At 34.8% G+C, this 12,989-nt stretch carries 12 protein-coding genes and 1 tRNA gene; 3 read left to right on the top strand and 10 right to left on the bottom strand.

Annotated features, from left to right (window positions below):
• Window positions 1-117: 117 nt before the first annotated feature.
• The 3 genes from GYX25_RS02870 (at window position 118) to GYX25_RS02860 (ending at window position 3,972) form a co-directional block, all read left to right on the top strand.
• On the top strand, window positions 118-1,422 hold the full coding sequence (locus GYX25_RS02870; protein WP_091346744.1) for a GntP family permease: 1,305 nt from the start codon (window positions 118-120) through the stop codon (window positions 1,420-1,422).
• 16 nt (window positions 1,423-1,438) lie between these two features.
• A complete protein-coding gene (locus GYX25_RS02865; protein ID WP_091346742.1) occupies window positions 1,439-2,584 on the top strand; it encodes a glycerate kinase family protein in 1,146 nt (381 codons plus the stop codon).
• A gap of 233 nt (window positions 2,585-2,817) precedes the next feature.
• Window positions 2,818-3,972 carry a sugar diacid recognition domain-containing protein gene (locus GYX25_RS02860; protein ID WP_174786660.1) on the top strand — a complete coding sequence of 385 codons (1,155 nt, stop codon included), beginning with the start codon at window positions 2,818-2,820 and terminating at the stop codon, window positions 3,970-3,972.
• A gap of 62 nt (window positions 3,973-4,034) precedes the next feature.
• Here GYX25_RS02860 and GYX25_RS02855 read toward each other — a convergent pair whose 3' ends face one another.
• From GYX25_RS02855 to GYX25_RS02810, 10 genes are all read right to left on the bottom strand, one after another.
• Complete coding sequence (locus GYX25_RS02855) at window positions 4,035-4,226, bottom strand: thermostable hemolysin delta-VPH (RefSeq protein WP_091346739.1); 192 nt, start codon at window positions 4,224-4,226, stop codon at window positions 4,035-4,037.
• 80 nt (window positions 4,227-4,306) lie between these two features.
• A tRNA-Cys gene (locus GYX25_RS02850) sits at window positions 4,307-4,380 on the bottom strand.
• Between the two features lie 129 nt (window positions 4,381-4,509).
• Window positions 4,510-5,124: a YiiX/YebB-like N1pC/P60 family cysteine hydrolase gene (locus GYX25_RS02845; RefSeq protein WP_091346737.1), complete on the bottom strand. Its 615-nt coding sequence runs from the start codon at window positions 5,122-5,124 to the stop codon at window positions 4,510-4,512.
• Between the two features lie 71 nt (window positions 5,125-5,195).
• On the bottom strand, window positions 5,196-5,612 hold the full coding sequence (locus tag GYX25_RS02840; protein ID WP_167349277.1) for a DUF4878 domain-containing protein: 417 nt from the start codon (window positions 5,610-5,612) through the stop codon (window positions 5,196-5,198).
• 139 nt (window positions 5,613-5,751) lie between these two features.
• Window positions 5,752-6,462 (bottom strand): tRNA pseudouridine(65) synthase TruC, encoded by a 711-nt coding sequence (gene truC / locus GYX25_RS02835; RefSeq protein ID WP_174786659.1) that lies wholly within the window; start codon window positions 6,460-6,462, stop codon window positions 5,752-5,754.
• A gap of 22 nt (window positions 6,463-6,484) precedes the next feature.
• Window positions 6,485-7,303, bottom strand: coding sequence for a pyridoxal phosphatase (locus GYX25_RS02830; protein WP_091346731.1), 819 nt, complete (start codon window positions 7,301-7,303; stop codon window positions 6,485-6,487).
• A 66-nt stretch (window positions 7,304-7,369) separates the two neighbouring features.
• On the bottom strand, window positions 7,370-7,975 hold the full coding sequence (gene recR, locus GYX25_RS02825) for a recombination mediator RecR (RefSeq protein ID WP_174786658.1): 606 nt from the start codon (window positions 7,973-7,975) through the stop codon (window positions 7,370-7,372).
• 211 nt (window positions 7,976-8,186) lie between these two features.
• Window positions 8,187-8,789 carry a glycerol-3-phosphate 1-O-acyltransferase PlsY gene (plsY, locus tag GYX25_RS02820; RefSeq protein WP_202983808.1) on the bottom strand — a complete coding sequence of 201 codons (603 nt, stop codon included), beginning with the start codon at window positions 8,787-8,789 and terminating at the stop codon, window positions 8,187-8,189.
• A 174-nt stretch (window positions 8,790-8,963) separates the two neighbouring features.
• Window positions 8,964-11,792 (bottom strand): excinuclease ABC subunit UvrA, encoded by a 2,829-nt coding sequence (gene uvrA, locus GYX25_RS02815; RefSeq protein WP_091347239.1) that lies wholly within the window; start codon window positions 11,790-11,792, stop codon window positions 8,964-8,966.
• 237 nt (window positions 11,793-12,029) lie between these two features.
• A complete protein-coding gene (locus GYX25_RS02810; RefSeq protein WP_174786656.1) occupies window positions 12,030-12,965 on the bottom strand; it encodes a sugar kinase in 936 nt (311 codons plus the stop codon).
• Between the last annotated feature and the right edge of the window lie 24 nt (window positions 12,966-12,989).

Below are 12,989 nucleotides of genomic sequence, written 5' to 3'. Positions count from 1 at the left end.
TTTTTTAATTTTTAATTATTATTTTTAGGCAAAACTACATAGCACAATGACTACTACAATAATAAAATTAATCACTAATATAACTTAGCTGTATAGAAATAAATAAGAGGTAACCTAATGACTGAAATAATTACTTGGTATGGAGCACTGATAGGATTATTTATTGCTATATTTTTAATTTTGCGAGGAATAAATCCTGTTTATTCGTTATTTTTTGGTGCAATAATTGGGGCATTTGTTGGTGGTGCTAATCTAATTCAAACTGTATCTATTTTAATTAGTGGTACGCAAAGTATTATGGGTACAGTGATTCGAGTGTTAGCAGCTGGTATTTTGGCTGGTGTTATGATGGAATCAGGAGCAGCTGAAACGATAGCTCAAGCAGTAGTGAAAAAATTAGGCGAAAAGAAAGCACTATTAGCTTTAGCGCTTGCAACAGGAATTATTACTGCATCAGGTGTTTTTATTCCTGTAGCAGTATTAATCGTTTCACCGATTGCTTTATCTGTTGGTAATAAAATGGGAATATCACGATTAGCTCTATTGTTAGCCTTATCGGGTGGAGGTAAAGCAGGAAATATTATATCGCCAAATCCGAATACTATTGCCGCAGCAAATGGTTTTAACTTAAGTTTAAGTGATGTAATGATAGGTGGTTTTATTCCTGCTATATTTGGTTTAATTGCAACCGTTGTTATTGCCTCATTAATTAAAAATAAAGGAGATAAAATCACGGAGCAAGAAGTACTTGCCTTAAAAAAGGATGAACTAGAAGGTAAAAACAATACTCCATCTTTGATAAAAGCTATTGTTGCTCCAGTTACTGCAATAATTCTGCTAATGGTTAGCCCAATTGGTAATATTTGTCATATTGATGTTTTGGCTAATTTAAAAATTGACGCATTGTATGTGCTACCAGTTGCAGGAATGATTGGTATGTTTGCTATGGGGCAGCATCGTAAAATCGCAATGTATACAAAATCAGGAATAGACAAAATGACACCAACTGTTCTTATTTTAGTCGGTGCTGGAGCTATTGCAGGTTTAATTAGTGCATCAAATCTTGCCAGCCAAGTTATTAATATAATCCAATCAATGGGGGTTTCAGGTTATTATTTATCACCAATTTCAGGTGTCCTAATGGCGGCAGCAACTGCATCTACTTCAACTGGTGTTATTTTAGCAACAGGAACTTTCGGTTCTACAATTACTAATATGGGTATACCGGCGATTAGTGCAGCTGTCATGATGCATACAGGTGCTACAGTTATTGATTCATTACCTCAAGGAAATTACTTCCATGTAACTGGTAACAGTATGAATATGTCAATTAAACAACGTATGAAACTAATCCCATACGAAGCCCTTGTTGGAGGAACAATGACACTTATTGCGACTTTATTATATGGATTCATTATTTAATATCAGGAATAATTTTATGAAACAGAAAACATTTGTACTGGCACCAGATTCTTTTAAAGAAAGTCTTACAGCCAAAGAAGTTTGTAAAGCAATGGAATCTGGCATAAAAAAAGTATTTTCTGATGCTAAATTTGTTCATGTGCCAATGGCTGATGGTGGCGAAGGCACTACACAATCATTAGTTGATGCTACAGATGGAAAATTGCATACTTGTGAAGTAATGGGCCCATTAGGCACTAAAGTCATGGCTAATTTTGGTATTTTAGGAGATAAAACCACTGCAGTAATTGAAATGGCATCAGCGAGTGGAATTCAACTTGTACCTAAAGAAAACCGTAACCCATTGATCACCACGACTTACGGAACTGGTGAGTTGATTTTGGCTTGTATAAAGCACGGTGTAAAAAAAATCATTTTAGGTATTGGAGGTAGTGCCACTAATGATGGTGGTGCAGGAATGGCACAAGCTTTAGGCATTAAATTTTATGATAATAACAATCAATTGTTAGGTAAAGGAGGTGGAGTCTTAGATAAACTAGCAAAAATTGATGTATCCGAAGTTAGCCCATTGCTCAATGGAGTAGAGTTTATTATCGCGAGCGATGTTACAAACCCATTATGTGGTGAAAAAGGAGCCTCAAGAGTTTTTGGACCACAAAAAGGGGCGACACCTGAAATGGTTAGGCAATTAGATCAAAATCTACAACACTATGCTTCTGTCATCAAATCACAATTAGGGAAAGATGTCTCAACAATTCCTGGTGCAGGAGCTGCTGGTGGATTAGGTGCTGGATTAATGGCATTTACCAATAGTAAAATGGAAAAAGGAATTAATATCGTTATTCGTTATAGTGATTTAAAAAACAAATTAAAAGGAGCTGATTTTTGTTTTACTGGTGAAGGAGGAATTGATTTCCAAACTAAATTTGGTAAGACGCCTTTTGGCGTAGCTCAAGTTGCTAAAGCACAACAAGTCCCTGTTATTGCTTTGGCTGGCACCATTGGAAGAAATATTGAAGAACTCTATCCTGAAGGAATTGATACTATTTTTGGTATTATCCCTTCTGCTTCTACAATAGAAGAATTACTAAACAATGGTTTTCAAAACATAGAACGAACCAGTGAGAATATAGCTCGCTTGATTAAAATAACCCAAACCTGAAATCCTAACAATAAATTAATAGTAAATGGGGAATAGCATAATGGAAATACTATTCCCTCTTTTATAAAAAAAAGAACAGCAATTAAACTCAATTCATCATAATTAATGATCTTGATTCGTAAAAGTTGAATTATAAAGATTATATAAATAAATATCATTTATACAAATTAAAATTATACTAATTACATTAAAAATGACCTTTTGATTAACAATAAGATTAGGAATCTATATCGATGAAATCTGTTAGCATCACCCCAAAACTTGCTCAATATATTGTTGATCGAACAATGAAAATTATTAACTGTAATGTTAATGTAATGAACAGTAGTGGGGAAATTATTGGTAGTGGAGATATAGAGCGAATTGGAGAGTTACATGAAGGAGCTATGCTCGCTATATCGCAAAAAAGAGTTGTAACGATTGATAATCCAACAGCAAAAAAATTAAAAGGCGTAAAACCAGGCGTCAATTTTCCTCTTAAGTTAAAAGATGAAATTGTAGGAGTAATCGGCGTTACAGGAGAACCTACAGAAATCACTCAATTTGCAAAATTAGTCTGTATGTCTGCAGAAATGATGATGGAGCAAGAGCTTTTACTAAAGCAATTATCTCAAGATAATCGATTGAAAGAAGAATTTATTTTATCTATTATCCAATCTGATAATGAAGTTCCTGATCTTTACGAATGGAGCAGAAAACTTAATATTAATATTTCTTTCCCCCTAGTAGCAGTTATTATAGAAATAGATAGTGGACAATTAGGCATTCAAACTGCAATGAGTGAATTGCAGCATATTCAAAATGAACTACAAATCATTACCAAAAGTAAACTTGTTGCAATAAAATCTTTAACTGAAATTGTTATGCTAATTCCTGCATTAAATAAATTTAACCGCTGGGATCTTGCTGAACACAAAGGTAACTTAGAAAAGTTGGTTAGCTATATTAAAACCTCTTGCCAAATTTTGGTTAAAATATCTTTAGGAAACTATTTTCAACAAGGTATTGATATGATTGCACGTTCTTATCAAACAGCAAAAACAGCAATGTTAGTAGGAAAAAAAAGAATGCCACATTGTCGTCATTTTTACTATCAAGAATTAATTCTACCTGTCCTTTTAGATGGTTTAAATCATGATTGGCAAGCAGAAGAGTTGCTTTCACCATTAAAAAGATTAAACTCGTCCGATCATAGTGGAATTTTACAAAAAACACTCATAACTTGGTTTAATCATAATCTACACAATAACAAAACAGCCGATGCGTTATTTATACATCGTAATACTTTAGAATATCGTCTAAATAGTATTGCTAAAATAACTGGATTGAATCTGTCTAAATTTGATGATCGTGTATTGCTTTACATTGCACTACAACTTGATAAATAGGCCTTCATTTTTAGAAGATAAGTCTAATATATTTATTAATATAAAAATTAATTGTAACTCAGTTAATCTTTGTTATTCAACAATGGTAAATATTCATTCCATCGATATTCTCTAACTGGCATGGGGTTAACCTCTCTAAAATATAAAACTAATGCAGGCTTGATACCATTCCAATTATCTACAAACTCATACCTAATAAGGTAACCATCCTTGATTAACTTCTTCGCTTTTGCATGATAATTAAAGTAACTCATAGTTAATACCAATGAATTAGACTATAAAATTAACTATAACCTAAATAATAATTAAGAATATTAATTAATTTAATATGAAATGGAGGCGCGTCCCGGAGTCGAACCGAGGTAGACGGATTTGCAATCCGCAGCATGGCCACTCTGCCAACGCGCCTTAGAGGTCTATCTGAATAGGTTACAAATAGTAGCACTGGCTTGGTTAGTCGTCAAGATTAAATAGATTATAATTACAGCAATCGCTTCATTTTTATTTGAATTTTTAAGGTTTACTTATTTTTACAAATTATTCTGATGCTTCGGGATACTTATAAATCCAAGTAATATCAGAATAATTTGCAAACGCATTTGGAAATAAATAAGTACCGCTTAATGATGGAAAATAGGTATATTTCCATTCAACATTAAAATCGGATTGAAACTTAGTTATCGAATCAAAAAGTAACGTTGTACAATAAAGGTGTGGCTGTTCGCGAGGAGCTAAGACAAAGGCTTTACCTCGCTTGGTTAGAAGATCATCGACAATTTGCCGTTGTTGTACATCAGATAAAAAATTAGGTCTTGCTATAGCATATTTTTCAGCTAATTCAGGAGCTATGAACTCGGGTAAGGTCGATACAATCACTTGATTAGGAAATTTGTCATCATCACTCGTGGTCGCATGAATAATTTTAATTTCGGGATTAGTCGATATAATCATGCCAATATGTGAAAAATCACCACCACCTAATTGTTTGACAATAAGGCTATCAGTTTGTATACCTTTTCTAAAAATCCAATCCCCTACTTTTACTGAATAAGGCAATTTAGAGGTTGGATTTGAAGAATAAACAGACTCATTAGCAAAAACAACCGTTGCCAGCATAATAAAAATAATAGAGAAAAAGCGACAGTAGTTCATCAAAATTCATTCTTAACTAGAAAGGGTAAATAGTATCTACCCTTTCTAATATAACATTGCTATATTACCTTTTATTTAAGATTAATCATCCATTTGTTATCAGTTTTGATTACTGATAGGACACTTTCATCTTTTTTAGTATTATCTTTGAAAAAAACAGTCGTTTTTACTTTAGCCATGGTTTTTTCATCATTAGTATATTCTGCAGGAGCAGACTCAACTTTATCAAGGCCGCCATGTTCATCAGCAAATTTTTTCCCTTGTTGAATCGCTTCTTGCATTTTGCTTTTCACTAACATTGTCATATCCATACCTTTGTTATTATCATCTTTAGGGAAATTGATCAGATTCATAACGGTATCTGTATCACCTTTATAAATTGCAGTGATAAATTTTTCGGATACTTTTTCTGGAGTATCTTCAGTCGAACACGCTGTAACGATAAGTGCCAATAAAAAAACGCTTAAGAATTTCATTAGTAATTTCATTTTTATTTCCATTAAAATCTAATTTATAAAATATTTTACATTCTTTCCTGTCGATTAAACTATACAGATAACATCAAAGGAAAGAGTTAAAATAATACTATGTAATAAGATAATCGCAAAGCAACTTTATTTTGAAACATTACTTTTTAAAATTTACAAGGATATCTTGCCAATTTTGATCTAATTTAGCTTCAATAGTGATTGGTTTATGGTTAAGAGGATGAGAAATCTCTAACTTACTAGCATGTAACATCAAGCGTTTAACACCAAAATAATTAGCAAAAGCACGATTTTGATGAAGATCGCCATGTTTACTATCGCCTAAAATAGGATGAAAGAGATGTTTCATATGACGACGTAATTGGTGTTTACGCCCTGTTTGTGGTTTTAATTCAACAAAGCTATATCTTGCAGTATCAAACTTACCAACTTTAATAGGAAGTTCAATTTTGCTAATCCCTCGATATAAAGTCACTGCATCTTGTGCTGGTTTATTTTTATCAGAAAATTTATCAGCAATTTTGTCTAACTCTTCAACTAAAGGGTAATCGATCACAGCTTCACCTTCAACATAGCCACGCACAACAGCATGATATGTTTTCTCAATTTGTTTTGTGGCAAATTGTTCTGACATAAGTCTTGCTACATAACTAGAAAGGGCAAACAGCAACACACCTGAAGTTGGTCTATCAAGTCGATGTACGGGAAACACATGTTGGCCAATCTGATCTCGTAATGTTTGCATAACAACAACTGTTTTTTTTTTATCTAACCAACTGCGATGCACAAGCCAACCCGATGGTTTGTTAATCGCAATTAAAGCATTATCATGATAAAGAATTTCAAACATAGTCTATTTTATTGAAAACCAATTAGAAAAATAGCTTTTCAAGTTCAACAGCTATACTTGGGTTATTATTATCGCCAATAGCGTAACTTGCTTTTGCTTTCACTTCGTTATCGGCATTCCCCATAGCAATCCCTAATCCAGCAATAGATAACATACTAATATCATTATAACTATCACCAAAAGCGACTATTTCGCTTAAATCAATATTTTCATGTTCAGCCCAGTGTGTTAAACCATTTCCTTTAGTATTACCTTTAACCGCAACATCTGCTCGATTTGACCAGGACCATTCACACGAAAACACATCTAGCGCATCCACCGCATTTGAGAATTGTTGTAGGGCGGGAAGGTTATGACTACTAGTTGCAAATTTAAAAATAGCACCAGATTGTTCAATCACGTTTTCAAAACTCTCTACTTTTTTGATTTCTGGTTGTAAAAATTCGGGCAATGATTTTACCCATTTAAAAAAGCCTTCTAGATGATCATCTAACACTTCATAAGTCATCATTTGATCAGTATAAACTAAAGTATGGATGCCATAATGATTAACTAGCTTTAATAGCATTCTTGCTTGATCTTTAGTCATTGGTTTAGCTGCAAAAGCGTTTAGTTTTTCAAAATCATAGAGATAAGATCCATTACAACAAATTGCGGGAGTTGATAATTTGAGTTGATAGTAATATGGATAAATTACAGAGTGGTGACGCCCTGAAACTAAAATCACTTTTACACCTTTAGCACTGATTTTTTTTATCATCTCAACTGTTTCTGGCAAAACTAAACGATTACTGGCTAGCAACGTGCCATCCATATCAAAGGCAACAGCTTTATACTTCATATAATACCTCTTTTTATTTCTAATCTTTGTGATAAAGATTAGCCAAGTACTAAAACTTCAATAAATTTAAAATTCAATTTTTTGACGCCCAACAAATGAATGCGATAAGGTAGTACCATCCACCATTTCAAGCTCACCGCCGACTGGAACACCATGAGCAATTCTTGTTGCTGTCACATTAAACTCTGCACACATTTGTGCAATATAGTTGGCGGTTGCATCACCCTCAACGGTCGGATTAGTGGCTAGAATCACTTCGTTAATCAATTCTGATGCTAACTTGTTTTTCAATAAATCAAGACCAATATCGCTTGGACCGATACCATCTAATGGTGATAGATGACCTAACAATACAAAATAACGACCACTATATTGTCCTGTTTGTTCAATGGCAACTATGTCAGCGGGAGTTTCGACAACGCAAAGCTGTCCACTACTTTGACGCCGAATATTTGCACAAATCGTACAGATTTCTTGTTCGGTAAAAGTTCGACATTCTTTACAATGACCTATATTTATCATCGCTTCATGTAGCTCATGAGCTAATTTTATGCCACCTTGTCGATTGCGTTGTAATAAGTGAAAGGCCATGCGTTGCGCCGATTTGGGACCAACGCCCGGTAAACAACGTAGTGCTTGCATAAGTGATTCTAATAATGGACTTATTTGCATGAATTTATTTAGTTCTCACATATTTGAATTTTAAGTTAATAATACCTTTTTTCAATAATCTATCAAACAAGAATTATTCTGTTGTTTTATTTAATAATGATAAAAGTTGAAAAAATTTACTGAAAAAACAGTCGATACAATAATGGTTAACACGTAACAGCTTTACAGAAAGAAATCTCTAAATTTAAACGTATTACGCATAAATTTTAGATTATTTTTTATTCTTACTGCGATAATAACTTTTCGGTTCTTCACCCTTTGAAAGTCGCGTAATGTTACTGTTGTGACGAATAATAATCAAACAAGAAAGCATAGCAACCGGTAAAGTAAGCTCTGGTTTGAATAGCCAAACATAAAATGGCGCCATAAGAAAACCAACTATTGCTGCCACAGAAGAGTACCCAGTGATGAATAATATAAGTAACCAAGTTAAAATAAAGCAACCTGTAAAATCAAATCCTATCGGGACCATCATACCTAACGCCGTGGCAACACCTTTACCACCACGAAAATGAAAAAAACAGGGAAATATATGCCCTAAACAAGCAAAAATACCTATAATACCTAAAAAGAAAGGAGCAATGCCAAGTCGATAAGAGATGTAAACCGGAATGGTACCTTTTAACATATCAAAAATTAACACAAAAATGGCGGGTAATTTACCATTAAGCCGTAAAATATTGGTTGCTCCAGGATTGTGCGAACCGTGTTCTGAAGGATTAGGCAAATGCATAATACGGCTGATAATCATAGCACCAGAAAGCGACCCCAAAAAATAGGCAATTATGATCATCAATATAATTTGTAATGCCACACTCACTCCTTCCATTTGTCGCTTGCTGCTGATACCTGAACACTAAATGTTAATAAGTACGCTAAAATCTGTATCTAACCTATTTTGTAGGTATTAAAATAATAATAGAACGGGCATTATACTTCGCTCGCTCTATTTATGCTAAGTAGTTATAATGCCGCCCTACTTGGATTACTATTTTTCCAACAATGGTTTTAAATATTTTCCAGTGTAGGAATGCTTAGATTTAGCAACCTCTTCAGGTGTGCCTTCAGCAATAATCTCTCCCCCACCATTACCGCCTTCTGGTCCTAAATCAATAATCCAATCAGCTGTTTTAACTACATCCAAATTATGCTCAATCACAACAATTGTATTGCCTTTATCGCGCAATGAATGTAATTGCGTGAGTAATTGTTTAACATCAGCAAAATGCAACCCTGTTGTTGGTTCATCTAATATATATAAAGTGCGTCCAGTATCTCGCTTTGATAATTCTTTTGCAAGTTTTACACGTTGTGCCTCACCACCCGATAATGTTGTTGCTGATTGCCCAATGGTAATATAAGAAAGACCTACATCAATTAGGGTTTGTAATTTACGAGCAATCATCGGTACTGCATCAAAAAATTCACGCCCTTCTTCAACTGTCATATTCAAAATCTCGTTAATAGACTTACCTTTATATTTAATCTCTAATGTTTCACGATTATAACGAGCGCCATGACATTGATCGCAAGGAACATAAATATCGGGTAAAAAGTGCATTTCAACTTTAATTAAACCATCACCTTGGCAAGCTTCACATCGTCCTCCCTTAACATTAAAACTAAATCGTCCTGGATTATAGCCTCGTGCACGGGATTCGGGTACACCGGCATAAAGTTCACGGATAGAAGTAAAAAATCCAGTATAAGTTGCAGGATTAGAACGCGGTGTACGCCCGATTGGACTTTGGTCGATCGCAATGACCTTATCAAAATGGTTAAGCCCTTTAATGGCTTGATATGGCGCTATTTCTGTTTTTTCGGCACCATTGAGTTCATTTTGGGCTAGTGGATATAAGGTGTCATTAATTAAGGTTGATTTACCCGAACCCGACACGCCGGTAATACAAGTAAATAATCCAACCGGAATATTTAATGTCACATCTTTAAGGTTATTTCCGGTAGCGCCAATAAGTGATAACATTTTTTTCTTATCAACTTTGGTGCGCACAGTTGGAATTTCAATCTTTTCTTTACCAGATAAATATTGGCCTGTTAAAGATTTTTTACATGCCATAATCTGCTTAGGCGTACCTTGCGCAACAACTTCACCACCATGAACCCCTGCTCCAGGTCCAATATCAATCACATAATCAGCAGCCATAATTGCTTCTTCGTCATGTTCAACCACAATAACAGTATTACCTAAATCGCGTAAATGCGTTAAAGTGTCAATTAGACGAGTGTTATCACGCTGATGTAATCCAATAGAAGGTTCATCTAGCACATACATCACGCCAACCAGCCCTGCACCAATTTGGCTAGCTAATCGAATACGCTGTGCTTCTCCTCCTGATAAAGTTTCAGCTGAGCGCGAAAGTGTTAAATAGTTAAGTCCAACATTAATCAAAAATTGTAAGCGATCGTTAATCTCTTTTAAGATTTTCTCGGCAATTTGAGCTCGTTGCCCTGTCAATGACAACTGATCGAAAAAATCTTTCGCTTTTTGAGTACTTAAATCACTAATGGCTGGTAGATTAGTATCATTAATAAATACATTTCTTGCTGCTGTACACAGCCTTGAACCTCCACAACAAGGGCAAGGTCGATGGCTAATATATTTGGCTAACTCTTCACGGATAGTTTGTGATTCAGTTTCTTTATACCGACGAGCTAAATTATTAATAATGCCTTCAAATGGATGTTTACGCTTAACTACATCACCGCGATCATTTGAATAAATAAATTGGATTTCGGTATCACCTGAACCATTTAATAAAATATCTTTTACCTTTTCAGGTAATTTTTCATAGGGTTTATCAATATCAAATTTATAGTGATCCGCTAATGATTTTAACATCTGAAAATAGTAAAAGTTGCGACGATCCCAACCTTTAATCGCACCTGCAGCTAACGAAACTTCTGGCATTTGGACAATACGTTTTTGATCAAAATATTGTTGCACACCCAAACCATCACACTCAGGGCAAGCACCAGCTGGATTATTGAACGAGAATAATCGAGGCTCTAACTCTGAAATACTATAACCACAAATTGGGCAGGCAAAATTAGCCGAAAACAGATATTCTTCAGCTTGAGGATCATCCAAATTTGCCACTTTAACAATGCCATTAGTAATCGAAAGTACGGTTTCAATCGACTCGGCCAAACGAAGCTTTAAATCATCACGAATACGGAAACGGTCAACAACAACCTCAATGGTATGTTTTTTTTGTAGTTCAAGAATGGGTGGATCAGAAAGATCATAGACATCACCATCAACTCTTACTCGAATATAACCGCTAGCGGCTAATTGCTCAAACAACTTAACAAATTCACCTTTACGCTCGGTGACCACTGGGGCTAGCAGCATATATCGATTTTCAGTTGGCAATGCCATAATACTATCGACCATTTGTGATACCGTTTGTGCTGCTAATGGTAAATGATGATTTGGACAGCGAGGCTCACCAATTCGGGCAAAAAGTAAACGTAAGTAATCATAAATTTCAGTGATGGTTCCAACTGTTGAGCGCGGATTATGCGAAGTTGATTTTTGCTCAATCGAAATAGCTGGCGATAAACCTTCAATATGATCGACATCAGGTTTTTCCATCAATGATAAAAACTGACGAGCATATGCTGACAACGACTCAACATAACGTCGCTGCCCTTCCGCATAAAGAGTATCAAATGCTAACGAAGATTTACCCGACCCCGAAAGACCGGTGATAACAACTAACTTATCTCTTGGAATGGTTACATTAATGTTTTTTAAATTGTGCGTGCGAGCGCCACGAATATCGATATCTTTGATTGACATAGATCTCTTCTTATGTGTGTTTTTCAAACAAAATGAATAGAAATTTAACTGTATATTATAACAGTAATAATCGATTAAATATACTACTATATAGGCAAATACACTATTTGATAATTTTTACACCAAAATATAAACTTCCCTAAGTTTTTTTGACAAAAATATCAACTGAAACACTTATTTCTAAATTAAAATAAAAAACGGTCATAAATGACCGTCTTTTACTGATATAAATTAATCGATTAATGTAGGAGTAGCATCAACAGGGATAATTGCACCACGATATTGTATCACCGTACCTGCAACTAAATGGCCTTGTGACGCTGACTGCGAAGGATTTCTTCCACTTAAACGCGCACCAAGATAGCCTGCACTAAACGAATCTCCCGCAGCGGTAGTATCAATCACTTTATCTTTTGGGATCTTATTCGCTGGAACGTCAAAACGACCTTCAGCTGAATCAATAATGCAACTATCGCTACCACGTTTAATAACAATTTCAGTCACACCAAACTTCCTCGTACGCTCAATAACTTGCTCATAAGGCAATTTACCCCATAACAAATCTTCGTCATCTAGCGTCAAAAATGCAATATCGGTAACGCTAAGAATATCGGCATAAACACTACGAGCCAAATCAAGGCTACGCCATAAACGTGGACGAAAGTTATTATCAAAAATAACTTTACCACCATTGGCCTTAACACGTTTTAAAAGATCTAATAATTTAAGAATACTTTCAGCATCCAAAATAGCAATACTAATACCACTCAAATACACATAATCACACTGTGCAATTTGCTGCGTTATCTTATCTGTTTCGGCTGTTTGCAACCAAAATTTAGCTGCAGCGTCATTACGCCAATAATAAAAAGAACGCTCACCCTGCTCATCGGTTACAATAGAATAAAGACCAGGCATCTTATCTGACATTCTTTGCACTAAATCAGTTTGAATATTTTCTTTTTGCCAATTATCTAACATCTCTTGACTAAAAGGATCAGTGCCAAGCCCTGTCACATAATGAATCGAAAAATTATTGCCTTTTAATAAACGAGATAAATAAACAGATGTATTGAGCGTATCACCGCCAAAGCTACGCGTAGTCGAATCTTGTTTCATCGACAATTCAATCATACATTCGCCGATCACAGCGATATTTGTCGTCATATTATACCTATATCCTTAATCTAA

Origin of the sequence: Gilliamella sp. ESL0254 (genome assembly GCF_013344985.1) — a bacterium.
Classification (GTDB): domain Bacteria; phylum Pseudomonadota; class Gammaproteobacteria; order Enterobacterales; family Orbaceae; genus Gilliamella; species Gilliamella bombicola.
The sequence above is the reverse complement of the archived record's forward strand: the minus strand, read 5'-3'. Positions and strand labels throughout refer to the sequence as shown.

Bases quoted from the DNA above. Each gene is read 5' to 3' on its own strand.
- GYX25_RS02870 (WP_091346744.1), top strand. From the start codon at position 118: ATGACTGAAATAATTACTTGGTATGGAGCACTGATAGGATTATTTATT.
- GYX25_RS02865 (WP_091346742.1), top strand. From the start codon at position 1,439: ATGAAACAGAAAACATTTGTACTGGCACCAGATTCTTTTAAAGAAAGT.
- GYX25_RS02860 (WP_174786660.1), top strand. From the start codon at position 2,818: ATGAAATCTGTTAGCATCACCCCAAAACTTGCTCAATATATTGTTGAT.
- GYX25_RS02855 (WP_091346739.1), bottom strand. From the start codon at position 4,226: ATGAGTTACTTTAATTATCATGCAAAAGCGAAGAAGTTAATCAAGGAT.
- GYX25_RS02845 (WP_091346737.1), bottom strand. From the start codon at position 5,124: ATGAACTACTGTCGCTTTTTCTCTATTATTTTTATTATGCTGGCAACG.
- GYX25_RS02840 (WP_167349277.1), bottom strand. From the start codon at position 5,612: ATGAAATTACTAATGAAATTCTTAAGCGTTTTTTTATTGGCACTTATC.
- truC (WP_174786659.1), bottom strand. From the start codon at position 6,462: ATGTTTGAAATTCTTTATCATGATAATGCTTTAATTGCGATTAACAAA.
- GYX25_RS02830 (WP_091346731.1), bottom strand. From the start codon at position 7,303: ATGAAGTATAAAGCTGTTGCCTTTGATATGGATGGCACGTTGCTAGCC.
- recR (WP_174786658.1), bottom strand. From the start codon at position 7,975: ATGCAAATAAGTCCATTATTAGAATCACTTATGCAAGCACTACGTTGT.
- GYX25_RS02810 (WP_174786656.1), bottom strand. From the start codon at position 12,965: ATGACGACAAATATCGCTGTGATCGGCGAATGTATGATTGAATTGTCG.